This is a genomic window from Flavivirga jejuensis (assembly GCF_030540765.1).
GTDB classification, from domain to species: Bacteria; Bacteroidota; Bacteroidia; order Flavobacteriales; family Flavobacteriaceae; genus Flavivirga; species Flavivirga jejuensis.
In genome coordinates this window covers 204,533-231,365 of record NZ_JAUOEL010000008.1, presented here as the reverse complement: position 1 = coordinate 231,365, position 26,833 = coordinate 204,533, and the positions used below count along the sequence as shown (strand labels likewise).

Here is a 26,833-nt window from a genome sequence, read left to right as displayed (position 1 = left end):
ATGACAAAGTTCATTACTTATTTAGACAGCTCCATGTTTTATCTAACAAACTATTAATAGAAATTCTTGATTTTTTGAAGCTTGCTTTGCCAAAGTGATAAAGATTCTTTATGTATTTTAATGTTTTGATGTACTTCTTTTACAAGCGGGTTATCATCATCAACATTTCTAAAAAACTGTAAATTATTTTCTAACTGATTAATTTGACTTTTTACTTCATCAATCTTTTTACGAATAAAAGAACGTTCATTATCTAAATTCCTATTATCATCATCAGAAGTGTTAATGCTATCTAGTTTGTTTTCAAACTTTATCATTTCAATTTCATTCTTGTCCATATCTAAACTTGCAAGCAAGCCGTCAATAGTCTTTTGAAATTTACCTTCAATGTAGCGTTTATCATTAGGGACTTTACCAAAAACTTTCCATTGTGCAATTTGTTCTTTTATAACTATTAAATTCTCATCTTTAGTACCCGTTAATTTTAAATCTTTAAGTGTACTTAAGAAATTATTCTTGTTATTAAAAGCATCTATGTTTTCCTGATTTGCAGCATTTCTTTTAGCATGTAATTTATCAAAATAACTGTTACATGCTGCTTTAAATTGCTTCCAGATTTTATCACTATCTTTTCTAGGTACGTGACCGATTTTTTTCCAATCATTTTGGATTTTCTTCATCAAAGGAGTCGTCACTTCATAATCATCACTATCCTTATTATCCTCAGCTATTTTAATTAAATCTAGCTTTAGCTGTAGGTTTTTGTACTGCTCTTTTTTAAGTCCTTTGTAAAAAGCATTTTTTTGTCTGTTAAAAAGACGTACAGATTCTTTAAATTTAGCCCATGTGCTTTCATTTAATTTTATAGGAACTTTTCCAGCATTAAAAAAGGCATTACGTAATTCTTCAACTTCTTTAATTTTCTTTTGCCAAGAACCATGAGATTTACTTTCTTGAGCATTTACAGCATCAATGTTAGCAATAATTTCAAGTTTAGTCTCAAGGTTTTTTTCGTAAACTTTATCTATTTCTTGATAATAAACTTGTCGTTTATCATTAATAATTTTAGTTGCAGCTTTAAAACGCCCCCAAATCTCTTCTCTGTGTTCTCTACCTACAGGGCCAAGCTCTTCCTTCCACATTTTATGCAATTCTTGTAGTTCTCTAAAAGAACTCATCACATTATCATCTTGGGCTAACTCTTCAGCACGCTTAATAATCATTAACTTTTTCTCTAAGTTATGTTTGAAATCTAAATCGCGTAAGTCTCTATTTAAATGTAAAAAATCGTAAAATATTTCTACATGGTGATGATAACTATTCCATGCATTATTATACTTGTCTCTAGGAATAGGACCCGTTGTACGCCAGCGTTCTTGTAGTTCTTTAAAGTGTTTATAGGTGGTATTTATATTCTCTTCAAGATTAATTAAGCCTTTTAACTCTTCGATAATTTCGAGTTTATTGGCTAAATTTTGTTTCAGGTTTTTTTCTAAACCTTGATAATGCTCGTTTAATCTTTTTCTATACTCTCTATAAGCTTCTTTAAATCTTTTTTGAACAGGAGAAGAATAATAAAAATCTATTTCGTTACCACCATCATTCAAAAACTCTTCTTTTTTCTCATCGATAAGCGCTTGAAATTTAGTTTTAAATTCAGCATTTATGCTATCTACATGAGATTTTATAGCTTGTACTTTTTCCTTTTTTAAAAGTTTTTCTAATTCAATAGCGAGTGCTTCCAAAGACATCGTATCATACTCTTTAGTTTCAATAGTATGTCGCTCTTTATTGCCTTCATCTTCTGCATCTTCTGCATTAGACTCTTCTATTTCATTAATAACATCATCATCATCTTTGCCTGTTTTTGAAGTTTTTATTTCAGAAACTCCCTCAGTATTTTCATCTGCATTAGGTTTTTCGATAGCTTCATTTACAATGTCATCACTTTCTTTATCGCTTTCTTTGCCTGTTTCTGAAGGTTTAATTTCAGAATCTACCTCAATGTTTTTATCTCCCTCAGACTTTTCAATAGCTTCATTTACAGTAGACTCCTTCGATTTGTCTATAACTTTTTTGTCAGTTTCTAAAGGTTTGATTTCTGTATCTACTGCCTCAATATTTTCGTTTACATCAGTATTTTCAATGACTTCGTTTACAACGTTATCAACTACTTCCTCAGAATCGACAGTATCTGCTTCTTGATTTGCATCAGATTCTGATGGTGTATCATTCGTTAAGTCATTGTTAGATTGACTCTCTGATGATTTATCTTCGTTGTTTTCTTCTATTTCTTGGAGCTTATTAATATCAGACATTTTAAAAAATGTTAGGGTTCATCAAATTACTTTAGACTTTAAAGATACTAACAAGTCTATTATTTACAAAGATTAAGAAAGGGTTTTAATATTAATAAAACGCTTTTTATTGTAAATTCCATATAGACCAAGCCTTTTCCGCTTGTAATTTTAACATATTTAACCCGTTAATTATTACAGCATTATTTTGTTTGCCTTGTTTTAAAAAGGTAGTTTCATCAGGATTGTATATTAAATCGAATAAAATATGATTACTTGTTATGGATTCGTATGGAATATTTGGACAATCATTAATGTTAGGGAATGTGCCTAACGGTGTACAATTTACGATTACTTGATGCGTTTTAATAACGTCTTCAGTTAAAGTGTTGTAAGTAAAACCAACCCCTTCAGACTGTTTTCTTGAAACGTATTGATAAGAAATACCTAATTTTTTTAAACTATAGGCAATAGCCTTACTAGCCCCCCCTGTTCCTAAGATTAAAGCATTTTTATGATGTGGTTTTAAAAAAGGTTCGATCGTTTTTTTAAAGCCATAATAATCTGTATTGTAGCCTACTAATTTTCCTTTTTTAGTGATTTTTATAGTATTTACTGCGCCTATAGCTTTCGCTTTTTTATTTACTTTATCAAGGTATGGGATAACAGCTTCTTTATAGGGAATTGTAACATTTAAGCCTTTTAAGTTTAAAGTGTTTTTAATTATGGAAGGAAACAAACTGATAGCTTCTATATCGAAGTTTTCGTAGGTTGTATTTGTTATTTTTTCGTCTTCAAATTTCTTTTTAAAATATACTCTTGAAAATGAGTACGATATGTCTTTACCTAATAGGCCTAATTTATTCATGTGTTTTTCTGGTTTTTTGTCCATACCATTCTAAGGCTAATACAATAGTGACTCCAAAGAAAATGAATGCTATGGCATAATATGTTTCAGTATTTAATTCTGGTATAAAACGCTTATAATTTTCTATTATTTTTTTACCTCCAGAGTCTAATATAAAATGACCGTCTATATTCATTTTATATGCTGTTTCTTTCCAAGGCCATACAACCCCTAAAGATCCAATAATAAAGCCTATAATAGCAGATATTGTTATGCTTTTATAGTGTTTTAAAATATAACTTAGGGCATGAGAAAAGGTAACTAAACCTGTTACCGATCCTAATGTGAAAACAGCTAAAACTTTGAGCATTCTTACACGCTCAATATTATTAATAAAGGTAAAGTTGCCTCCTAGAATCTCATAAAAGGTATCATAAAGAGCATTTACCGAATCGACTAAAAGCAATACATAGTTACCTAGTAAAATAAGTATAAAAGAACCTGAAAAGCCAGGAAGTGTCATGCCAGATACACTTATAATACCACAAAAGAATACAAACCAAAGGTTGTCATTTTCTTTTGCAGGATTAAAAAGGCTAATACTTAGTCCAACTATAATACCTATAGTAAGCGAAGTATAGGTTTTATAATTCCAGTCTCTAAAATCTTTGTTAATGTAATAAATAGAACCTAAAATCATTCCAAAGAAAACACTCCAAACATAAAGTTCATAGTGAACTATCAGGTAATCTAAAATTTTAGAGATACTAAAATAACTAATAATCATTCCTAAAAAGAGCAGGCTTAAAAACCGCCCGTTGATGTAATTGAAAAAACTTTTAAATCGACCGTTAATAAGTAATTTAAAAGCTTTGCCATTTACCTTTTTTAGTGAATAAATAAATTCTTCATAAAAGCCAGCAACAAAAGCGACAACACCTCCAGACACACCAGGAACTTTATTGGCAGCTCCCATACCTAATCCTTTTAGAATTAGAAAAATTTTATCTGTGAGTGTTCTGGTACTTTCCATTTATTGTTTTTTTGATCCTATTTTTTCAAGAATAAAAATAGTTGCAAAACCGATAATCATTAAAACAATGGCAAATACGAGCTGGTTATCACCATTGAAAGCAAGAGGAGAGATGCTTTCTTGTAAGACAGGGGTTTTTATACCTTTAGAATTGGTGTGCCATGTTAAAGTTTCTTTCCAAGGCCATACTTTCTTTAACGATCCAAAAATAAAACCAGTAAGTAATGCTAATGTAATATTGTGATAATGTTTAAAAAGCCATTTAAGAATATGACTAAAACTAAGCAGGCCTATAATGGCGCCACAGGCAAAAATTAATATTTTTTTTATGTCGGCGTCATGAATAGCGTCACTAAGCGTTTTATAAGCTCCTAGAATTATTAATATAAAGGATCCTGAAATACCAGGCAAAATCATGGCACAAATAGCAATGGTGCCAGCAAAGAATAAGAATGAAGGGCTATCATTTGTTGTTAAGGCGGGAAGTTGCGTAATATAAAAAGCGATAGCAGCTCCAATAATTAAGGTGATGATTACTAATGCATTCCATTTCGAAATTTGTTTCCCAACAAAATAAATACTAGCTACAATTAATCCGAAAAAGAAAGACCAAATTAAAATAGGGTGATTTTCTAACAAATATTTAGCAAGTTTCATAAATGAAACAAAACTTATTATTATGCCTGATGCTAATGCAAGTAAAAAATTCCCATTTAATTGTTTCCAAAAGTCTTTTAGACCTTTGCTGAAAAGTGTTTTAAAAAGGGAAATATTTATGTTACTAATGGATGATACTAATTCTTCGTAAATGCCCGATATAAATGCAATAGTACCCCCAGAGACACCTGGAACTGCATCTGCAGCTCCCATGGCTAATCCTTTTAAAGAAATAATTAAATAATCTGTTAATCGTCTTTGCATAACCTAATTTTAAAGCTAAAACCAAAGGTATACATTTTAGAGAAACATCCATGATTAAAATTTTAACTAGAAATAAAAAAGTCAAGTTGCGTTTAATAATAACAGTGATTTAACTTATGGATTTGTTTTCAAGTAGTGTTTTTACTCGCTCCGCAAAGTTTCCAGACTTAGAGGTTATTATAATTCCAAAACAATATTTTATAAGATTTTTGCGTAAAGACAGTGATCTAATCTACTACAGTTGCAGTAATAAAATGTATTTTCTTGATTTCGTATAATGTAACCTTCTTTAAAATTTTATAAGCTTGGTTGATTAATATTCCGCTGTCGGGAGACTTTGTGGAGCGGATTAAGCATAAAATAGCAATTTTTATATACGATGTTAGCATTAGCAGTTCGGTTTTTACCCGATTGCAAATATGTCATTTATTATTCGATTGATTACATTTTTAGTTCTTGGTACACTGTCTTTTTTTTAATAGGCTTTTAGTCCATTTGCTATTTTGTCCAGTTTAGGATTGTCTGTCAGTTTAGGGTTCAATTCTCTCATCAAAAGAGACTGATTTAGTCTTTCGCCTCTTGTAGTACAAAACATTGTTGCGTCAAGTGCTATTAAGCTAAAAGGGCGTCCCATTTCAAGCCATTTTTCCGCTCTTTGCCAAGTGAAATTGGGACTTGCAGATAAATGCCCCCAAGCTTGAGTAATATTTTTTGATCTATACGCATTTTGTTCAACCCAATCTAAAACAGGCTCATAATTCAAGAAATTTAAAGGTACCATAAATTCAGTCAGATATTTGTCCTCACACTCATTAAGTTCAGAAGTGATTAATTCAAAAGCCAATTTCTTATCATGCTTTTCAATTATTTTTTCCATCTGAATTTGAAAATCTTCTATTTTCTCTCTGTCATACATGTGAGTGGGTTTAACTGACTGATAAATAAGGGTTAACGTTGAATCTGCATAACAAAAACAAATGAATCGTTAGTTTACAGTTTTGTCTTTAAGTAGTGTTTTTACCAATATTCTGTTAGAAACCTCAGGGAAAAGTTCTTCAATTATAAAAGCGTATTCTTCATTAGAACTGATACCATTTTTTAAATGAAATGTACCTTTATCATTTTCATTTAAAGTAAAGTATAGACCTGCTAAACGATATTCCAACTCGGCATTTTCTGGATAAAACTCTAAAGCTTGTTCGAAATTATAAATAGCAGCTTGTGGTTCACCTAATTTAATTAATAAATCGCCACGTGAAATCCATGTATTAAGCTCGTAATTTCCTAATTCTAAAGTTTTTTTGAACCCACGTTCTGCTTCTTCATAAAAATTGAGTCGTTGGTTAATTTGTGAGTATAATTTCCAATAAATGACATTATCAGAATCGATATTAATAGCTTTGTTTATATAGTACAGCGCTTTTTGGAAATCCTTTTTTCTATTATAATACTTTGTTATCGCTATCCACCCTTTATCTAAAAGAGGGTCTTCATGAACGGTTTTATAGTAATATTGAACTGCTAAATCATCATTTCTCAATTTTTCATGACAATTACCTATTCGTAATAGAGCAAAAGATGTTGGTTCGTCTAGTTGTAAAGAAATGGTGTAATTTTCAATAGCATCTTCATAACGTTTTAATTCTTCTAAAACTTTACCTCTTTCAAGATATGCTCCAACAAATGTATCATCAGAAATAATAGCAAAATCAAAAGCAGCTAATGCTTTTTTATGTTTTTTAAGCGTATAGTATTGTTTCCCTAATTGATGCCATGCGACTTCGCAGTATGGGTTTTTATCTAGAAATACGTTTAAATAAGAAATAGCATCTTCATGTTGTTTTAGAAACTCAAAACAATAAATCACATTATAAAGTGCAGAATAGTCTTCTAAATCTTGTTCCAAGCATTTCATGAAATATACTTTAGCATTTTCGAATTGATCTAAAAAAAGATATTCCATGCCAATTAAAGAATACAAATCAATCACATCATCAGTTAACTCTAATGCCTTTTTTAGTACATCTATAGCTTGTTGATGTTCGTCCTTTTTTGATAGTATATTGGCTTTTTGAATGTAGATTTCCTCATTCATAGGATCTAAATTATAAAGCTCACTTAATAAGGTGTCTGCCTCGATTAGTTTATCTTCAAATACATAAACTTCAACTTTAAAAAGCCTTAGATTAATGGATGTTGTATGTTGATCTAAACCTAGTTTAATTGCTTTTTTTGCTAAAGCTATTTTACCTTGATTTAGATAATAGTGAATAATGTCTTCAAATTCTTCCGAATCGAAGAACAAAACATGATTTGTTTTCAACATCGATTCGAATTTTGATAGAGGCAAATTGTTGCTGTCATTATGACTAAACTCCATAGGCACTTTTATAAGTTTTCTACTTCAATAAATTTAAGCTTCTATTTGCCTTTTTACGACAGATCAAGCAAATCTTTTTAACAAAGTAATCAACAACTATGCCCTTTGCTAAATTGTCAGGTCTTTTCTTTTGATTATTAGAAAGTTAAAGTGAGGTGGTTATTTTTGAATTGTATTTAAAACAGCAATGATTATAGCACATCCTTTAGTGATTTCTTCGTTTGAAATAGTTAAAGGAGGTGTTATTCTTATTGCTTTGGGTTCAAAAAGGAGCCAAAATAGTATGAGACCTTCCTTTTGACACTTAAGAATTATTGCGTTTGTAATTTCTTCTGAAGCGGTTATTATGGCAAGCATAAGCCCTTTTCCTCTAATTTCTTTAATTAAAGGATGGATTAAAAGTTTACGAAATAACAGTTCCTTCTCTAATGCTTGATCCATTAAATTACTTGCTGTTATTTCTTGTAAGGTTGCTAGTGCAGATGCTGCAATAACTGGATGACCGCCAAACGTTGTAATGTGTCCTAATTTAGGAGTGTCTTGAAGTACATCCATTAGTTCACCTGATGCTGTAAAAGCCCCTATAGGCATACCACCACCTAAACCTTTGCCAGTAACCAAAATATCTGGAATACAGTTGTAATGTTCGAATCCAAAAAGTTTACCTGTTCTACCTATACCTGGTTGTATTTCATCTAAAATTAAAAGAGCGCCAACAGCATCACAACGCTTTCTTACTTTTTCTAGATAGTTATTTTGAGGTTCTATAAAACCCGCGCCGCCTTGTATCGTCTCTAAAATAACACATGCAGTTTTGGTTGTGATATATGCTAACTCGGTAGCATTGTTAAATGTAATAAATTGTACATTTGGTAGTAATGGTCTATAGGCTTGTTTTTTTTCTTCAACCCCCATAACACTCATAGATCCCATTGTATTACCATGATATGCTTTGTGTGCTGCTATAATTTCGCTTCTACCTGTAGCGCGTTTTGCTAGTTTTAAAGCACCTTCAATAGCTTCGGTACCAGAATTGGTTAAATATGTTTTTTCTAAAGACTTAGGTAGCTTGTTAGCTAATAATTTAGCGAGTTCTACAGCTGGTTTTTGTATGTATTCACCATATACCATGACATGTAAATGCTTGTCTAATTGATTTTTAATAGCATTTATAACTTTAGGATGGTTATGACCCAAAGGGCATGCAGATACGCCTGCAACAAAATCTAGATAGGCTTTGTTATTGGTATCGTAAATATAAGAACCACTGGCATGAGAAATTTCCATAGCTAGTGGATGTGGAGATGTTTGCGCTTGATATTTAAAAAAGTCAGAGGTCATTAGTGTTCTTTTTAGAAACTTTTTTAGATCTAAGGCTCTTTTTTTTATCAATTTTCACTTCTTTGTTAACGTATTTAGGGATCTTTTTTGGTACTTCTACAACGTCCTTTTTATCCGTTTTTTCTCGATTATGAATACTTTCAATGCGTTTGAGCATGTCTTCATCAAAGAAGGCTTCTTGGGGAATATAATCTTCTAAGCCTTTTATAATAGGTAAAACATAAGGCGGATCATCTTTAAATAAATCTTCAACACTCATAGGGCGTTCTTCTTCACGCCAATCAAACCCTTTTAAGAATTTTTCTTTTTCGGGGTATTTAGATTCTGGATATAAATCACCATCAGCTTGATTTATTCTGTTATATTCTTCAATATCACCATCTGCAAAAAGCATAGAAATGCTTCCAGATTTTGATTTGTCAATTCCTACAAGTTCTTGTTTATCATTACGTGTATAAAAAATAGATTCAGCATTCTTAACGATGTCAACCTGCCGTAACTGGTTTTCTTCATTGAATAGACCTGTTAATCTCATGCCATAGATTTGATTATAACCATTGTCGCTAATAGTGTCTTTACTTATAATAAAGGCATTATTAAAAACTATTAAGGAGTCTATTTTTTCTGTTTCAGTATTTGAAATTAAATGAATGGTATCCCCTGTCATTTGATTTGCAATATTCCAAATGATGGGTTTTCGTTTTACTGAAAATTTATCGCCAGATGAAAAACGGTCTATATTTATTAATTGAGTAATCCCCGTTTTTTGATTTGAATGTATAGAGTCTGATTTTCCACTAAGATCAGATTTGAATATTTTAGCGTTATAGTAAGCTCTAATAATACGATTATCGGGTTTGCCAGTTACCATGATTTTATCTGCATGCATATAGATAGAATCGTTTTCTTGTAGCGTGATAGCTAAAGCCCGTTTTGTAATGAAGACAGAATCTTTTTCTTTAAAAACCTCGGCGTAATGCCCTTTTATGATACTATTGTTTATGGTATCCGTTACTTTTATATTATTAGTAGCGGAAGCAAAGCTAATGTTATTGTCAAAATATAAGCTATCGCCTTCAATGATGCGGTTATCGTAATTTATTTTCGCCTTCTTAAGGGCATACCCAATTTTATTTTTGGTATCGTAAAATCCTTTTTCACAATACGTTTTACTTGTTTCTGTTGTTATTGTTGAAGGGCCAAATAAATAGGCGTGACCTGTATCGGAGTAGAAATCGAAAAAATTGGAGTTAATAGTTGATTCTTCATTTACCAATACCACATCTTCAACAAATTGGTGTTTTTTGATATCCATGTAATACCGTCCAATCTTACTAGTAATGGTTCCAGACGAATCTTTTACAACAGTACCACCACTTTTATAAAATGATTGTTGTTTGATGCGATCAAAATATAAGGTGTCTGATAAAACCGTAGAGTTAGGATCTTTTAAAACCACATCGCCACTAGCAAATGCCATACCCGTTTCTCCACTATACTCAACAAATTTTGCAGTCATATTAATGGTGTCTCCCTGCTTTATTTGCACATTACCATAAGTTTCAATGATGTTTTCTTTACCATAGTATATGGCTTTATCGCACCACATATTGGCGCCTTTATGTTCTATGTGTACTTGTTGCACATCATCACGTGTTAGCACCCTGCCGCCTGGGTGTTTTTCTTCATCAACATGCAAGAATCCCGAGTACTTAATTTCTATTTTCGTTTTTTCTTGTCCCTTAGATATTGAAACAAAGCCAATAAAAAGAATAAAAAGTAAAACGTGTAGTTTGTTCAAAATATAAAAAGTTTGTCGCAAAAATAACGATAATAATGATGTTTAATTATCTGTTAAGTATTTTTTATGATTTGTAATAAAACAAAAAACGCTCCAAAATATTTTGGAGCGTTTTTGTTAATTTAATATGTATTATAATTTTTAGTGAACTAACTGTCCTCTAAAAATAGTTTGTTTTCTATCTGGTCCTACAGAAACAATGGTAATAGGGATTTCTAGTTCTTTTTCTAAAAATTCAATATACTCATTTAAGGTTTGTGGTAATTGAGAGGTTTCAGACATTTCTGTTAAATCTTCTTCCCAACCATTAAGCTCAGTATAAATTGGTTCTACATTTTCTGGTTCAATATTATAAGGAAAATGTTGAATAACCTCACCTTTATATTTATAAGCGGTACATACTTTTAAGGTTTTAAAGCCAGAAAGCACATCGCCTTTCATCATCATTAATTGAGTAACACCATTTACTTGGCATGCATATTTTAGAGCAATTAAATCTAACCAACCACAACGTCTTCTACGGCCTGTAGTTGCTCCAAACTCATTACCAACGCGTCCCATAGTTTCACCATCTTCATCAAAAAGTTCCGTTGGAAAAGGACCAGAACCCACACGAGTTGTATAGGCTTTAAAAATACCAAAAACCTCACCAATTTGGTTTGGAGACACCCCTAAACCTGTACAGGCTCCAGCAGCAGTTGTATTACTTGATGTTACAAAAGGATAAGTTCCAAAATCGATATCTAGTAACGATCCCTGAGCACCTTCAGCTAAAATGGTTTTTCCAGATTTTTGTGCTTGATAAATATATTCTTCAGAATCTATAAATTTTAAAGATTTTAAAACGTCAATGGCTTTAAAAAACTCAATTTCAAGTTCTGCTAAATCATATTCTATATCGACATTGTAAAAAGAAATCATAGATTCGTGCTTATTAGCCAATGCTCTATAACGTTCTTTCCAGTCGCTTAACTCTAAATCGCCAACACGAATACCATTTCTGCCAGTTTTATCCATATAAGTTGGACCAATACCTTTAAGGGTCGAGCCTATTTTTGCTTTTCCTTTAGAAGCTTCACTTGCGGCATCTAATAAACGGTGTGTTGGTAAAATTATATGTGCTTTACGAGAAATAACTAAGGACTTTCTGTAATCTACATCTTGTTCTTCTAATTTGTCTAGCTCTCCTTTAAAAATAACAGGGTCTATAACAACACCATTACCTACTAAATTAGTAGCGTCATCATGAAAAATTCCAGAAGGGATGGTATGAAGAACATGCTTTTTATCGTTAAAAACCAAAGTATGGCCTGCATTAGGTCCCCCTTGAAAACGTGCTATAATATTGTAGTTTGAGGTAAGTACGTCAACAATTTTTCCTTTGCCTTCGTCTCCCCATTGTAATCCTAGTAGTAAATCTACTGCCATTGTAAAATTAGTTATTTTGTTGATTTTCTATTTCCGTAAAAATAGAGCGAATGGTTATTAATTTCAATATCGAAAATTTCTTCGATTGTTTTTTTTATAGATTGAATTCTAGGGTCGCAAAATTCTATAACTTCCCCAGTATCTGTAAGTATAACATGATCATGTTGCCTGTCGAAATACGATTTTTCATAATGTGCTTGGTTTTGTCCAAATTGGTGTTTTCTTACCAAACCACATTCTAAAAGTAATTCTATAGTGTTGTAAAGTGTAGCACGAGACACACGGTATTTCTTGTTTTTCATGCTAAGATATAGGGATTCTATATCGAAGTGTTCTGTGTTATTATAAATTTCTTGGAGTATAGCATAACGCTCAGGCGTTTTACGGTGTCCGTTGCCCTCTAAAAAGCTAGTAAATACGCTTTTAACTATGTCTTGATTTTTTGTATCCGCTTTTGTATTCATAATTTCGTCGCAAATTTACACTTTTTTTACACTCTGGTAACCTTATCTATACCATTAATTTTTTTTAACTTAATTAAAAGCTTTTTTATGATGGTATTATTTTTTACAACTACATTAATTTTTCCAGAAAATAACCCGCCATCGCTCTCAAAATTTAAGCGCTTCATATTCACATGCATATTATCTGAAACAATTGAGGTAATATCGCTTACTAACCCTATATGATCAATTCCTGTAATTTTAATTTGAACTAAAAATTCTTGTTGCGTAGAGTCCACCCATTTAGCTTGCATAATTCTGTAAGCATAGTTAGATTGTAAACTAAGAGCGTTAGGGCAATTTTTTTTATGAATCTTAATACCTTCATTAACTGTTAGGAAACCAAAAACTTCATCGCCAGGAATAGGGTTGCAACAATTTGATATTTTGTAGTCTAGTTTTTCTTCTTCTTTACCAAAAACTAAAGAATCGTATGTAGCAGTAACTTCTTCTTTTTCTAAGTCTTCTTTTTTAATAGTTGCTTTTCTTGAAATTTTATTTTTAATAAAACTCATTAAAGCATTACTTCTAGAGGCAGCATAATTTTTAAGCATGATATTATCTATAGTACCAATGCCTACTCTATAAAATAAATCGAGACTTGTTTTAAGTTTAAAATAGTTAACTAATTCGTTTGTTGAACCTTCGTTTAACGTAATTTTTAGTTGCTTTAATTTTCTTCTAAGAATTTCTTTGCCATCTTCACCTATACGTTTTTTATCTTCTTTTAAAGCTGATTTTATTTTACCTCTAGCTCTGGCAGTGGTTGCATAATCCAACCAGTTTGCATTAGGCTTAGCGCTTTCTGAGGTTAAAATATCTACTTGATCACCATTTTGTAATTCTTTACTTAAAGGAACTAGTTTACCATTTACTTTAGCACCTCTTGTTCTCATACCTACCTCGGTATGAATGTTAAATGCAAAGTCTAATGATGTCGCTCCTTTGGGTAAAGATTTTAATTCCCCAGTAGGAGTAAATACAAATATTTCTTGCGAATATAAGCTAAGTTTAAACTGCTCAACAAAATCTACTGCATTTGTATCTGGATTTTCTAAAGCTTCTTGGAGTTTGTTAATCCAGCTTTCTAAATTATCTTCTTTTTCGGTGTTTTGTTTGTATTTATAGTGAGCAGCATAGCCTTTTTCGGCTATTTCATTCATGCGTTCACTACGTATCTGAACTTCTACCCAACGCCCTTTAGGCCCCATAACAGTAATATGTAAAGCCTCATACCCTGTAGATTTTGGAGAGGAAATCCAATCACGGAGGCGTATAGGGTTAGGTCTAAAATGATCTGTTACCACAGAGTATATCTTCCATGCGAAAAACTTTTCATTGACCTCGTCACTTTTATAAATAATTCTTACTGCGAACTTGTCGTATACCTCATCAAAAGATACACCTTGGTTATGCATTTTTTTTCTGATTGAAAAAATAGACTTTGGACGTCCTTTTATAGTATATTCAAAATTTTCTTTATTTAATGAGTTTTTTATAACCTCACTAAATTCTTTAATGTATTGATCTTGTTCTTCCTTACTTTCCTTTATTTTATCAAAAATCTCATTATAAATATCTGGATCTGTATATTTTAATCCAAGATCTTCAAGTTCTGTTTTAATATTATATAATCCGATTCTATGTGCTAAAGGTGCATAAATGTATAATGTTTCGGATGCTATTTTTTCTTGTTTATCAGGACGCATGGACTCCATAGTTTGCATATTATGAAGTCTATCTGCAATTTTTATTATGATAACACGAACATCATCATTAAGTGTAAGCAGCATTTTACGAAAGTTTTCTGCTTGTAAAGACACATTCATGTCTTTTTCTTTACTTAAAGATGATATTTTTGTGAGACCATCTACAATAGTAGCTATTGTTTTTCCGAATAACTTTTCAATGTCTTGTATGGTATAATTCGGGCTATCCTCAACAACATCATGAAGTAGGGCAGCAGCGATAGAGGTACTATCTAACCCTATTTCTTGAGCCACTATTTTTGCTACAGCCAAGGGGTGAAAAATATAAGCTTCCCCAGATTTTCTACGCTGATCTTTATGGCCGTCTATAGCAATATCAAAAGCTTTACGTATTAGTTTTTTGTCATCATCAGATAACGTTGTATAACTAACTTTTAATAGTTCTTTGTAGGCTTTAGTAATTGCTGCATTTTCTTTTTCTATAGCTTCCTCTGTCATAAATTAAAAGTAACATAAAGAATATTAACTACCAACACGAAATTCGGTTTTTTATACCTATTTTTTTAAGGGTTAAGAATTTAAAAAGTGAACTAATTGAAGTATGGCTTTTCCGCGATGCCCTATACTATTTTTTAAACTTAAATCCATTTCGGCAAATGTTTGTTGAAATCCTTTGGGTTTAAAAATAGGATCGTAACCAAAACCGAGTGCACCATTTTTGGTAGTTGTTATTTCTCCTTCACAAATACCGGTAAAGGTATGTTGTTTGTTATTGAGTTGAAGTGTGATTACAGTTTTAAACTGTGCGTCTCTGTTCGTTTTTGTGCTTAATTCGGTTAGTAGTTTATCCATATTATCATTAGCATCACGCTGCTCGCCAGCATATCTGGCAGAATAAACTCCTGGAGCACCATTTAAAGCGTCTACTTCTAATCCTGTATCATCGGCAAAACAATCATGTCCATAATGAGTTTTTATATACGCTGCTTTCTGGATGCTATTACCAGTAATCGTATTTTGAGTCTCAGGAATATCCTCATGGCAACCAATATCTTTTAAACTTAATAAGTTAATATGATTAGGAACCAAAGCCTGAACTTCTTTTATTTTATTTAGGTTATTGGTAGCGAAAACGAGTTGCATATGTTGAATGAATTTAGATTTTCAAAAATACTACTATATTGATTTACAAGTAAAAATATTTTATAACTTTTTATGATTTTTGTTATTATAAATTATTTAAAAAACGTGTATATTTATATCAGAATTCTAATATATAAAAAGAAAGAAAGTATGACAGTAAATATTCAGTATGTAGGTGTAGATGTAAGCGAAACACTTTCGAGTTTCACAGAAGAAAAATTAAAAAAATTATTTAATCGTTATGAGTTTTTAATAAGCGCAACTGTGTATTTTAAACAAGATGACAATCAACATGAAATTGGCAAAATTTGTAATATAGAGTTGAGTTTGCCAGGACCTCGAATTTTTGCAACTTCTAACGAACGTAATTTTGAAGTGTCTGTAAGAGAAACTATTTCTGATTTAGAACGCCAATTAGAAAAACGAAAAGAAGTTTTTAAAACACATTGACTTTAATGTCAACATTTTTGTAAATGAACATTGAAGCGTATCGGTTATACTGTTTATCTAAAAAAGGAGTTACTGAGTCTATTCCTTTTTCTAAATTACCAGACTTACTCGTTTTTAAAGTAAAAGGTAAAATGTTTACAGCTACAGATATAAATACATTTAAGAGTTTTAGTATTAAATGTGAGCCCGAAACTATAGAAGCGCTTCGTGCGGAATATGATGCATTGGAGGAACCATCCTATTTTAGTAAAAAACACTGGAGTAAGGTTTTGGTTGATGGTTCTATTTCTGATAAGATATTGTATGAATGGTTGGATGTTTCTTATCGTTTAGTGGTCGCTAAACTTACTAAGAAAGAGCGGTTGGAATTAGAGAATTTATAACTAATACCAATTAAAAATTAAAACACAGCTTATAATTTGTTTCAAGAGATTCTATGTTTTTTCAGAAAAAATTTAATTGTAATTTAGATAGTTTCTTGAAGATGTATTTTTTAGCCCCCCAAAAAGATACAGTGACCATTCTTATTTAAAACGATTTCCCCTAAGAACCTTTTCTAAAACGAATAAATGGATCAAAACAAGGCGCATGAGTTAACTTTGAAGGAATTTGAAAACATTTTCAATCGTCTATATGATTCATTATGTCTTTTTGCTAATAAGTATGTTAATGATTTAAACCTCTCTGAAGACATCGTTCAGAATGTCTTTATAAAAGTATGGGAGGACAAGGTATTTTTTCATGATAAAGATAAGATAGTGGGCTTTCTTTATACTGCAGTAAAAAATAAATCTCTCGATTTTTTAAGAAGTAAATATGCTAAATATGTTAAGGCTTATTCTTTGGAGGATTTAGAAACTCTACAAACGGAAAATTATTTTATATCGGAAGCTATTATATTAGAAACATCAGATATTATTGAAAGAACAATCAAATCGCTACCTAATAAATGTGCCGAGGTTATGAGATTAAGCATTGAAAATTATGCGAACAAGGAAATAGCTAAAAAAATGAACATATCCGTTTATACGGTCAAGGAATATAAAAAAATAGCCTATCAAGAATTACGAAAAACTTTAGGTTACTTAAGAATTAAATAAAACTTTTTTAATTTTTCACCCCCTCTCTTTCTTTTTCTTTACGTCATACTTGTGTACAGTTGTATATTTGTATATAAACGTTATATTAAAAAATGATGTTATCAACCCCTCTAACTTCAGTTGATAATCCTTTTTAAGGTCTTGTATTTAAAGTTTAAGACTCTAACAGAATTTTGTGTTTTGATCCAAAAGATAAAAACATGTGCTCAATTTGATTGGGTGTAAAACCAACAAAATATCTCTATGGCTTTGCTACGAGACTAGTTGGTTTCAAGAAGTTCTTTATTATTCTGGAAAAACAGATAATTGTATTATCAAGTTGCCAGAAAATATATTTTAACACCCCAAAGATGCAGTGACCGTTCTTATTTAAAATGGATGTGTACCTAAGAACCTTTTTTAGAGAATAAATGGATCAAAGCAAAGAATACGAGTTAACTTTAAAGGAGTATGAAAATTTTTTCAACCGTCGATATAAGTCATTATGTCTTTTTGCTAATGAATATGTTAATGATTTAGATGATTCTGAAGACATTGTTCAGAATGTCTTTATAAAAGTATGGGAGGATAAGGTTTCTTTTAAAAGTAAAGACAAAATTGAAAGCTTCTTTTATACAGCAGTAAAGAATAAGTCTCTTGATTTTTTGAGAAGTAAATATGTTAAAAATGTTAATACTTATCCTTTGGAGGATTTAGAAGCTCTACAAACGGAAAATTACAATTTACCAGAAGCTGTTATATTGGAAACATCAGATATTATTGAAAGAGAACTGAAAGCACTACCTAGTAAAGCTGCTAAGGCTATAAGGTTAAGCATTGAAAATTATAAGAACAAGGAAATAGCAGAAGAAATGAACATATCCATTCATACGGTCAAGAGTTATAAAAAGGAATCCTATCAAAAACTCCGAAAAACTTTAAGTTTCTTAAGAATTGTATAAAACTTTTTTAACCTTTTACCCCCTCCCTTTCTTTTTCTTTACGTCATTATTATATAGAGTGACTCTTAATTCTTTAATTTATGGACAATTTAGATAAAATTAAACCACTTGCGGAGAAGATTGCTGCTTCGTTAATAAAAGATGAAACCCCCATCGATTTAGAGGAGTTTGATACGCTTACCGAAGATGATAAAAAACGTATCCTTTTTGGTGTTACTAATAAAAATAAAAGAGAAGAACGTTTACAACTTAAAAATAAATTAAATAAGCAAAAAGCCTGGGAAAAAATAACTGGTAACAAAAAACAAAGCTATTTCAGACAAAAACCGTTTAACTATTTTACGATAGCAGCATCTATAGTCATTTTACTTGGCATCACGTTTCTTTTAAATAAAAATAATGAATTGCAAATTGATACAATAACTATAGCAGAGAAAAATATCGAAATAGGTACAGACAAAGCAATTTTAACATTAGAAGATGCTTCCGAAGTGCGTTTAGAAAAAGGTCAAGCTTACCAATCAAACAATGCTACTAGTAATGGCGAAAAAATAATATATCTACCTATCGAACAAGCAGGTCATACAGAAATAGGAATAAAAGAAATTGCTTATAATATAATAACAGTTCCTCGTGGGGGGCAATTTAAAATAGAATTATCAGACGGTACTAAAATCTCGCTAAATTCCGAGACCCAACTAAAATACCCAGTAGCATTTAATGATGGAAAAACTAGGCAAGTAGAACTTGTTTATGGTGAAGCCTATTTCGATGTGTCGTCAAGTACAAATCATAAAGGGGCGAAGTTCAAAGTGTTTAATCAGTCTCAGGAAATCGAAGTATTAGGTACTGAGTTCAATATAAAAGCTTATAAAGATGAGACTAACATTTATACCACCTTAGTAGAAGGTAAAGTGGCTATAAGTACAATAGATAAAAATCAAATATTAATCCCTAACCAACAATCAAATTTAAATCTTGAAACTAATAATATAAACATAACAACAAACATCAATACGTACAAAGAAGTTTCATGGAAAGACGGTAAGTATAGTTTTCGAAAAAAAACCTTAAAGGATATCATGAAAACCCTTTCACGTTGGTACGACATGGAAGTGAGATTTGAAAACAAAGAAGTAGAAGACAAAACGTATATGGGATCATTCAACAGAAACTCTCCAATAGAAGATGTTCTGTTAAGCTTTAAGCGCTCAAATCTTCTCAATGGCTATCATATAAAAGATAAAACATTAACTATCAATTAAAAGGCGGCGACGGTATGTGAAAGTAATCTGGAGCTCTATTTCAAAGAATAAGTTAACCAGCTTTCATAGTAGATTAAACAAAAACGAATTAAACTAAACTATAAACAAAACAATTAAAATAGCCCTAAGCCATGAAAAAAAATATAAATTTATTTGCATTATTTGATTCTGGTACGAATACTATGGATAACAGAGATGATACCTCAGAAGAAATAATTGATGATATTATCGTAACCTTATCAGGTGGTCCTGCCCCAGTAAGTCCAATAGGAGATGAACCCCCAAATCTCATCTCTGTTGGCTTACACAATACCGATGTTATTTCTTTTACAGTAAAAGCATCTGCGCTTAAATTTGATGATTTATCAGTCAATTATTTTCAAACATGTTCTAATAATGATGATTCAAATTCGCCAGAGTATATGTTGCATATAAAAGAAGTCTCAGGTTTAAAGTTTATACGAGTATATAATAATTTAAGGCAAAAGATGTTACAGAGTAAAATTAAAAAATCCGATGCAAAACATCTAAAAAAAGGTTTATATTTTTTCGAAAACCTACGATTCAGTAGGGTACAGAAACTAAAAAAATATGAAGAAGTAGGATTGGAACATGTAAAAATAATCTGATGGATTAATTTTGGTAGCTGAACCAGCTTAACGTGATACCATGAAGACACATAAAAAATAAATAAAATAAAGAAGCAATTTAAAAAAGGGAACAAGTGTGTTTTTAGATTTATTAAGTGAGAGATTAATAAATCTAAACTATCTTTTCCCTTTTAGATTAGGGACAGCATCTTAAAAAAAATGGTAAATAGATTCATCTGAAATTTAATAAAAAACAAGAACTAATCTAATGAAAACAAAAATGACTATTTCGAAATATTAAAATCAACCGAAAAAAAATGAAATAAAATAAAGCAGATTTAAAAATATAAAGGAGGAATGTAGTTTATGCCTGAATGGTATGAGGTTACATTCCCCTTTTTTAATATTAATTAATTAGGTAAGTAATAATCAAATTACGAAAATTAAATTAACCATGTTTTGTATTTAAAAAATACACTCTCAAAATTTATTATGTGCAGATTTATACTGTTATTTAGTATCGTATTGTTCAGTTTTATACCTAAGCATACATACTCTCAAAACATTGAGGTTGTCATAGATTCAACAATGGAGGTAACCATTGATAAGGTATTTGATATTATTGGCGAACAGACGAATTACTTATTCGTTTTGCCTGAAAATTTGTTTAAAGACTTTCCTAAAATAAAGCTCAATAAAGGAACTATTGGAGTTAATGAGTTATTAAATATGAATATTCCAAAGGAGGATTTTGATGTCACTATAGAGGGGAATAACATTTTTATTGATAAAAAAAAGAATGACGATAAACCCCAAGAGCGAAGTCTTTCTGGTATCGTCTCAGATGAGGAAGGGAGAGCTATGAAAGACGTCTCCGTTTTTAAAAATGGTGAAACCAAAGGAACTGCTACCGATTTAAATGGCTTGTATACGGTTATGGTAACCCATTCTGATACTGTTTTAGTATTCTCGTCATTAGGATTTAAAACACAGGAAATTCCCATAAACAATCAAAGTAGCATTAATGTATCCCTTAAAGAAGAGTTTGAAGAATTGGAACAAGTAGAAATCGTGGTGGGACACTACTACAAAAGACCTCAACGAGAGAATCCAGGGAATGTTTATAAGATAGATGCTAAGACCATAGAAAAACAACCCATATCCAACCCGTTGGCAGCTATGAATGGCTATATTCCAGGAGTCAATATTGTTCAAAACACAGGACTTCCTGGTAGCGGTTTTAAGATTGAGATACGCGGTAAAAACTTTATAAATGCAGATACAGAGCCGCTATATATCTTAGATGGGGTTCCTTATAATTTCGAATCATCGTCATTTCCTCTTGTTAGTTCTATTTTACCAGGAGAAAACCGGCAAAGTTTGATTAACCCTTTTGATATTGAAAGCATTGAAGTGCTCAAAGATGCAGATGCTACGGCTATTTATGGTTCTCGTGGTGCAAATGGCGTAATCCTTATCACAACCAAAAGAGGCAGCCCAGGGAAAACCCAAATTAAAGTTAATGTTACTACGGGAGTGGCAAGTGTACCGCACTTTATGGATTTATTAAATACAGAGCAGTATTTAGAAATGCGAATGGAAGCGATTACCAATGATGGTTTCACGCTTGGAACGGCACTTCCAGATATAAAAGCCGCTATGCCAGACTTGTTTGAATGGGATCAAAATCGTTATACAGACTGGCAAAAGGTGCTTATAGGAGGTACAGCTTACCGAAACACGGGACAGATGTCTTTTTCAGGAGGTAATGAACAGACACAGTTTTTATTTAGTGGCAGTTATCAAAATGAGACTACAGTATTTCCTGGAGATTCAAAATATGAGAAGGCTTCTATACACAGCAATGTTAGCCACCAATCGTTAAACAAGCGTTTTCAGATAAGTATCTTAACGAATTATGTTCTTGATGACAACCACCTTCCGCTTGATGAGTTTGCGGGAGAAGCCTATAAGTTGCCACCAAATGCTCCTGCACTCTACAATGATCGTGGTGATTTGAATTGGGACGGATGGACTCCAATTTTAGTGGATAATCCATTGGGGCTGTTAGAAGGAGAATATCGGGCAAAGAATAAAAACCTTCTATTGAATACGGTGGTTTCTTATCGTCCTATACCAAAATTTGGAGTTTAGAACCAATTTAGGTTATACAGATTACCAAATGAAGGAGCATAAAGCATCTCCACATACGGTATTTAATCCAGCTTATGGATTAACAAGTGTTACTGGATCGTCGATTGTTACTAATAGTGCCTCGATCCAATCCTGGAATGTGGAACCACAGATAAAGTGGGAAAAGGAATGGGGCAAGGCAAATCTTAATATTCTGGTTGGAACCACATTCCAGCAACGTCAAACAAGCCAAGTTAGTATCTCAGGAGAAGGTTTCCAAAATAACAGTCAAATTCTAGATGTTTTCGCAGCCAATGAAATTACAGATGGAGATGACCAAGAATCCAAATATAATTACAATGCTATATTTGGGAGACTAAATTTTAAATGGGCAGGGAAATATATTATGAATCTCACAGGGCGACGAGATGGCTCCAGTCGGTTTGGACCAGGCAGGCAATTTGGTTATTTTGGAGCCGTTGGAGCAGCCTGGATTTTTTCAGAAGAAACCTTCTTAGAGAATCATGGGCTTTTAAGTTATGGAAAATTTCGTACCAGTTATGGAGTTACAGGTAGTGATAATATAGGGAATTATGGCTTTTATAATACTTATGAGACTTCGGATGGAAATTATAACGGACCGATAGTATTACCAGAGAAGTTATTCAATCCAACCTTTGGATGGGAAGAAACCAGAAAGTTTGAAGTAGGTCTGGAATTGGGGTTTTTAAACGATCGTGTACTATTTACAACGGCATGGTACCGTAATCATTCTTCAAATCAATTGTTGGGAATTCCTTTACCAGGAACCACTGGTTTTAATTCTGTAAATGCCAACTTTGATGCTACGGTAGAAAATACAGGTCTTGAAATAGACTTTCGGTCTGTAAATATTAAAAACACCCATTTTAACTGGACTACGACTTTTAATATTTCGATGCCCAAAAATAAGTTGATAAAATTTGATGGATTGGAACACTCTATTTTTGCAAATAAATATGTAGTAGGGCAGCCCTTAAATATTAAAAAGCTATATCATATGACTGGTGTTGATCCAGAGACAGGGGTGTATCAGTTTGAAGATTATAATAAAAATGGTGAGATAGATCCTGGTGATCTCTCAGAAGATCGTCAATGGATCGAGGATACAGCTCCAAAATTTCATGGAGGCTTGAACAACATTTTCAATTACAAAAACCTGAGCTTGGAGCTTTTTTTCCAGTTTAAGAAACAAAGAGGTGCTGATGTTTTCTATAATTCAAAAAATCCTGGTGGTTTTTCTAACCAACATGTGTTTGTATTAAATCGTTGGCAGCAGGATGGAGATGAAACTTCGGTACAGCGTTATACCATAGGGGAAAGTGTAGAAGGAAGAGAGGTTATGTCTGCTTATGCCAATTATGAAAATAGTAACGCACGGTATACAGATACGTCCTTTATCCGACTTAGAAATGTTTCTTTAAGTTATGCCATTCCTAAAGAGACCGCTTCTGGATTAGGTGTTAGGGTCTATCTCCAAGGACAGAACCTCTTAACAATTACAAAATCCCTAAAAGCAGATCCAGAACACTCAAGTGCCACGGCACTTCCTATATTAAGACATTTTACACTAGGATTAGAACTAAGCCTTTAACATAAAAAAACTAGACGTTTATGAGATTTAAATACAGAGATACAGTACCATACCAATGGTTTTTTATATTAAATTTTCGTGGATGTAATCTATTAAACCTAACTATTTTAATGGGGAGTTTAACAGCCTGTACAGATTTTGTAGAGGTAGATCTACCAAAAAATCAATTATCGGCAGCGTCCATTTTTGAGGATGCATTAGTGACGGAAACCGCAATCAATGGTGTCTATTATCAAATGCGTACTAATGGATTGATATCTGGCGATGGCTTGAGTGTCTCTATGGGGCTATATACCGATGAGTTGGATTATTACAAGCTAGGTAGGGAAGAGCCATTGGAGAATTACCAAAACCATACCGTACGGTCAAACGACCTTATTGTAGCAAATTTGTGGAACAGTGCCTACACTCAAGTTTATACGGTTAATGCGATTCTAGACGGGGTTGAGAATTCGGTAAATTTGACTTCGGAAGAAAAGGATCAGTTTAAAGGAGAAGCCTTGTTTGTAAGATCTTATTTGCATCTATTGCTAGCAGAGCTTTTTGGAGATATTCCCTATATTAAAGGGATAGATTATGAAGTAAATAAAGCTGTAACACGAATTCCAAGAGTTTTAGCCTACGATGATATTATAGCAGATCTAATTTTGGCTGTAGACTTGTTGCCTGATGAGGATATCAGCGAGGAGCGTATACGTCCCTATGCTTCAGTGGCAGAAGCAGTGCTTGCCCGTGCTTATTTATATACCCAGCAATGGACCTTGGCAGAAGCGATGGCGGATCGGGTCATTACCAAGTTTGGAGCTTTGGAACCTGATTTAAGCAAGGTCTTTTTAAAAGAGGCTTCTGGAACGATCTGGCAATTTAAACCGAATGCAGATGGTGATAATACCAATGAGGGAACAAATTTTATATTTACTATTGGACCTCCCTCAAATATAGCTATGAGCGACCTTTTGTTTGGTGCATTTGAATCTGGTGATCTGCGCCAATCCTCTTGGGTGAAAGAAGTTAGTAATACTGCAAATACAGAAACTTGGTGTCATGCTTTTAAATATAAAGAACAAAGCAATACAGGTAGTTCTGTAGAATATTCGATACAATTACGTTTGGCAGAACAATATTTAATTCGCGCCGAATCGCGAGCGCATCTAGGTGATATCTCTGGAGCACAAGCAGATATAAATGCAGTTAGAAACCGAGCGGGCTTGGACAACACAGCTGCCGTTACATTAAATGAATTGTTGGATGCCATTTTGCAAGAGCGTCGGGTTGAATTGTTTACAGAACAAGGACACCGTTGGTTCGATTTAAAGCGTATGGGAAAAGCAACAGAAGTATTGGGGGCAATCAAACCCAACTGGAAAGACATTCATATGTTGTTACCCGTTCCAGATAAAGAGTTAACGCTCAATCCCAATTTATTACCGCAGAATAATGGGTATTAAGATCCTAGCTAAGAAGTAAGTTTGTCATTCCAGCAGAGGCAGGGATTTACTTGACTACGAAAGCATCTCATATAATAAAATTATACATCTGCGTAATATTTATATTTAAATAGTGAAAAATAAATCAATGAATTACTTATTTAATCAACTTGTGGATTCCTACCGAAATTTGTCTTAAATAATAGTTGAAAGGCAAGAATGACAAACTTTCGTCATCTTATCATTCGACAGTTAAAAAAATAATAAAGGTCTCAATCTGATAACTCAAATCTAAATTTTGGGATCTACGTTCTCTTTTGAATTGGGTAATAGATTCTTAAACAGATTTGTGTCGAGTTGGTACGTTACTATATGATTCCCAATGAGCCCGATAAATTTATCTTGAAGCACCTGAAATGATCTTAGTTTGTCTTTTTTGATGCCATAAATATAAAAGCTAAATTCGTAAGTGTTATCTACAAGGTTATATACATCAATAATAGAAGCTCGTTCCCATATGTGAATAGGTTCGTATTTTCCTATTAATTTTGAGTTTACAAAAAGGTAGTCACCGTAGGTTGCACTGTTTTTGTTTACTATTAGAGGAGGTGCAGCCATTTTTATTTGATTTTTAGATGCTATGGTTCCCATTTTTATTTGAGCATGGCTTATGGTGTCTATGGTTTTCCCAAGATGGTCTAATTGGAGATTGGTGTCGGCAACAATAAATTGGTTACGGTAATAGTAGGTATATACCAATTTTTGTAACTGGCGATTGTATTGGAGGATACCATCGGTATCAAAAATACCGTCGATTTGTTTTTGCAACAGGTCGTGAGAGAGGTCAATCTTACCTGTTCCTGAAAGACTTATTTTACCCAGCACATTTTCTCTGGTTTTACTGCTTACGCTACTAATGACCAAATTAACAGAATCTATGGGTTCAACCTGTGAGAAATAAGCTGGTTTATTCAAGATGGATCGGGCTTTCCAATCTGTCGTATTCCCTCTAAAAATATAAGGCATAACACCATCCATAAGAAAGAAATAGGGAGGGATTACCCGTAGCTGTATAGATTTATACGAGAGACTGTCCTGATCTAAAGCCAAACGAATGGTTTCTTTGTTCTGAAGTGCCGTATCCAAAGTAACCAGATGAAAAGGTGCGGTACTGTTTCCCAAATATATCTTTCCCTGATCGGTTCCAGCAATATAATACGAATTGTAAGCCAGATCCAATTGTTTGGCACTTATTGCAGGATGACCAGCAAACCGGCGTGTAAAACTATTGTCTCGATGGAGTTTATGTTCTGAAAGAGAGAATAATAAAAACATGAGCCCTATACCACATATCATACAGATAAAAAGGGTAGTATATGTTTTTTTACGTATCATAAGGCTACAGATTTTGAAGTATTGTCATTCTTTTGTGGACTTAATATTACAACCCCAATAAAGGCAAGAATAACAAAGATGATATTAAATATTAAATGTTCGGTCCAACTTAATTTTTCCAAAACACCTCCACAGGAACAGGGAATAAAGTCACTAAAATTCAAAATAATAAAAATATAGGTAGTAAACATGGTCATGAGCGTAAAGGCAGCATACAAGGCCAATAGCTTAAACCGCGGAATGATCAACATCAATGAAATTAGGATTTCAATGAAAGGAACGCCCCAGGCGACCCAAGTAGTATAATTAGTAAGAACGGGAGATTGCCCTATTTGAATCTTAAATTCGTCAAAAACTAAAAATTTGCTTACAGCTGCATATACAAACAATAATATGAACAGCATACAAATAAGTTCCAACAAACTATTTCTATGTTTACTGTAGATTTTCATAACATTTATAATGAAAATAGTTTATTAACAGTGTAAATACAGGT

Annotated in this window: 23 protein-coding genes; 9 read left to right on the top strand and 14 right to left on the bottom strand. The window is 32.4% G+C overall.

Annotated features, from left to right (window positions below):
- Positions 1-53: 53 nt before the first annotated feature.
- From Q4Q40_RS20275 to Q4Q40_RS20220, 12 genes are all read right to left on the bottom strand, one after another.
- Positions 54-2,318, bottom strand: coding sequence for a DUF349 domain-containing protein (locus Q4Q40_RS20275; protein ID WP_303303847.1), 2,265 nt, complete (start codon positions 2,316-2,318; stop codon positions 54-56).
- A 106-nt stretch (positions 2,319-2,424) separates the two neighbouring features.
- Positions 2,425-3,165 (bottom strand): shikimate dehydrogenase family protein, encoded by a 741-nt coding sequence (locus tag Q4Q40_RS20270; protein ID WP_303303846.1) that lies wholly within the window; start codon positions 3,163-3,165, stop codon positions 2,425-2,427.
- Positions 3,158-4,177 carry a DUF368 domain-containing protein gene (locus Q4Q40_RS20265; protein ID WP_303303845.1) on the bottom strand — a complete coding sequence of 340 codons (1,020 nt, stop codon included), beginning with the start codon at positions 4,175-4,177 and terminating at the stop codon, positions 3,158-3,160. The genes Q4Q40_RS20270 and Q4Q40_RS20265 overlap by 8 nt, the downstream gene beginning before the upstream one ends.
- Positions 4,178-5,098, bottom strand: coding sequence for a polyprenyl-phosphate transporter (locus Q4Q40_RS20260; protein WP_303303844.1), 921 nt, complete (start codon positions 5,096-5,098; stop codon positions 4,178-4,180).
- 475 nt (positions 5,099-5,573) lie between these two features.
- On the bottom strand, positions 5,574-6,014 hold the full coding sequence (locus tag Q4Q40_RS20255) for a hypothetical protein (RefSeq protein WP_303303843.1): 441 nt from the start codon (positions 6,012-6,014) through the stop codon (positions 5,574-5,576).
- A gap of 69 nt (positions 6,015-6,083) precedes the next feature.
- Positions 6,084-7,478 carry a tetratricopeptide repeat protein gene (locus Q4Q40_RS20250; RefSeq protein WP_303303842.1) on the bottom strand — a complete coding sequence of 465 codons (1,395 nt, stop codon included), beginning with the start codon at positions 7,476-7,478 and terminating at the stop codon, positions 6,084-6,086.
- A 159-nt stretch (positions 7,479-7,637) separates the two neighbouring features.
- Positions 7,638-8,819: an aspartate aminotransferase family protein gene (locus Q4Q40_RS20245; RefSeq protein WP_303303841.1), complete on the bottom strand. Its 1,182-nt coding sequence runs from the start codon at positions 8,817-8,819 to the stop codon at positions 7,638-7,640.
- Entirely contained in the window at positions 8,809-10,620 is a 1,812-nt protein-coding gene (locus Q4Q40_RS20240) for an OstA-like protein (protein WP_303303840.1), read from the bottom strand. Before Q4Q40_RS20240 ends, Q4Q40_RS20245 begins: the two co-directional genes overlap by 11 nt.
- A gap of 141 nt (positions 10,621-10,761) precedes the next feature.
- Positions 10,762-12,048, bottom strand: a complete 1,287-nt coding sequence (locus Q4Q40_RS20235; RefSeq protein ID WP_303303839.1) for an adenylosuccinate synthase — start codon at positions 12,046-12,048, stop codon at positions 10,762-10,764.
- An 11-nt stretch (positions 12,049-12,059) separates the two neighbouring features.
- On the bottom strand, positions 12,060-12,512 hold the full coding sequence (locus Q4Q40_RS20230; protein ID WP_303303838.1) for a Fur family transcriptional regulator: 453 nt from the start codon (positions 12,510-12,512) through the stop codon (positions 12,060-12,062).
- A gap of 26 nt (positions 12,513-12,538) precedes the next feature.
- Complete coding sequence (locus Q4Q40_RS20225) at positions 12,539-14,758, bottom strand: RelA/SpoT family protein (RefSeq protein ID WP_303303837.1); 2,220 nt, start codon at positions 14,756-14,758, stop codon at positions 12,539-12,541.
- Positions 14,759-14,830: 72 nt separating this feature from the next.
- Entirely contained in the window at positions 14,831-15,403 is a 573-nt protein-coding gene (locus tag Q4Q40_RS20220) for a non-canonical purine NTP diphosphatase (RefSeq protein WP_303303836.1), read from the bottom strand.
- A gap of 150 nt (positions 15,404-15,553) precedes the next feature.
- Between Q4Q40_RS20220 and hpf the strand changes: the two genes are divergently transcribed.
- The 9 genes from hpf (at position 15,554) to Q4Q40_RS20175 (ending at position 24,963) form a co-directional block, all read left to right on the top strand.
- Positions 15,554-15,853 (top strand): ribosome hibernation-promoting factor, HPF/YfiA family, encoded by a 300-nt coding sequence (gene hpf / locus Q4Q40_RS20215; RefSeq protein WP_303303835.1) that lies wholly within the window; start codon positions 15,554-15,556, stop codon positions 15,851-15,853.
- A gap of 23 nt (positions 15,854-15,876) precedes the next feature.
- Positions 15,877-16,236, top strand: coding sequence for an MmcQ/YjbR family DNA-binding protein (locus Q4Q40_RS20210; RefSeq protein WP_303303834.1), 360 nt, complete (start codon positions 15,877-15,879; stop codon positions 16,234-16,236).
- A 186-nt stretch (positions 16,237-16,422) separates the two neighbouring features.
- Complete coding sequence (locus Q4Q40_RS20205; protein WP_303303833.1) at positions 16,423-16,953, top strand: RNA polymerase sigma-70 factor; 531 nt, start codon at positions 16,423-16,425, stop codon at positions 16,951-16,953.
- 410 nt (positions 16,954-17,363) lie between these two features.
- Positions 17,364-17,894 (top strand): sigma-70 family RNA polymerase sigma factor, encoded by a 531-nt coding sequence (locus tag Q4Q40_RS20200; protein WP_303303832.1) that lies wholly within the window; start codon positions 17,364-17,366, stop codon positions 17,892-17,894.
- Positions 17,895-17,974: 80 nt separating this feature from the next.
- Positions 17,975-19,159, top strand: coding sequence for a FecR family protein (locus Q4Q40_RS20195; RefSeq protein ID WP_303303831.1), 1,185 nt, complete (start codon positions 17,975-17,977; stop codon positions 19,157-19,159).
- A 131-nt stretch (positions 19,160-19,290) separates the two neighbouring features.
- Positions 19,291-19,788 (top strand): hypothetical protein, encoded by a 498-nt coding sequence (locus Q4Q40_RS20190; protein WP_303303830.1) that lies wholly within the window; start codon positions 19,291-19,293, stop codon positions 19,786-19,788.
- A 453-nt stretch (positions 19,789-20,241) separates the two neighbouring features.
- A complete protein-coding gene (locus Q4Q40_RS20185) occupies positions 20,242-21,903 on the top strand; it encodes a TonB-dependent receptor plug domain-containing protein (protein WP_303303829.1) in 1,662 nt (553 codons plus the stop codon).
- Positions 21,893-23,515, top strand: coding sequence for a TonB-dependent receptor domain-containing protein (locus Q4Q40_RS20180; protein WP_303303828.1), 1,623 nt, complete (start codon positions 21,893-21,895; stop codon positions 23,513-23,515). Before Q4Q40_RS20185 ends, Q4Q40_RS20180 begins: the two co-directional genes overlap by 11 nt.
- Positions 23,516-23,535: 20 nt before the next feature.
- The gene (locus Q4Q40_RS20175; protein WP_303303826.1) at positions 23,536-24,963 is read left to right on the top strand and encodes a RagB/SusD family nutrient uptake outer membrane protein; all 1,428 of its coding nucleotides are present in this window, start codon (positions 23,536-23,538) and stop codon (positions 24,961-24,963) included.
- A 270-nt stretch (positions 24,964-25,233) separates the two neighbouring features.
- On the opposite strand, the gene Q4Q40_RS20170 is transcribed toward Q4Q40_RS20175, so the two are convergent.
- Together Q4Q40_RS20170 and Q4Q40_RS20165 are read right to left on the bottom strand one after the other, a co-directional pair.
- Positions 25,234-26,337: a hypothetical protein gene (locus Q4Q40_RS20170; protein ID WP_303303824.1), complete on the bottom strand. Its 1,104-nt coding sequence runs from the start codon at positions 26,335-26,337 to the stop codon at positions 25,234-25,236.
- Positions 26,334-26,741 (bottom strand): MauE/DoxX family redox-associated membrane protein, encoded by a 408-nt coding sequence (locus Q4Q40_RS20165; RefSeq protein ID WP_303303822.1) that lies wholly within the window; start codon positions 26,739-26,741, stop codon positions 26,334-26,336. Before Q4Q40_RS20165 ends, Q4Q40_RS20170 begins: the two co-directional genes overlap by 4 nt.
- Between the last annotated feature and the right edge of the window lie 92 nt (positions 26,742-26,833).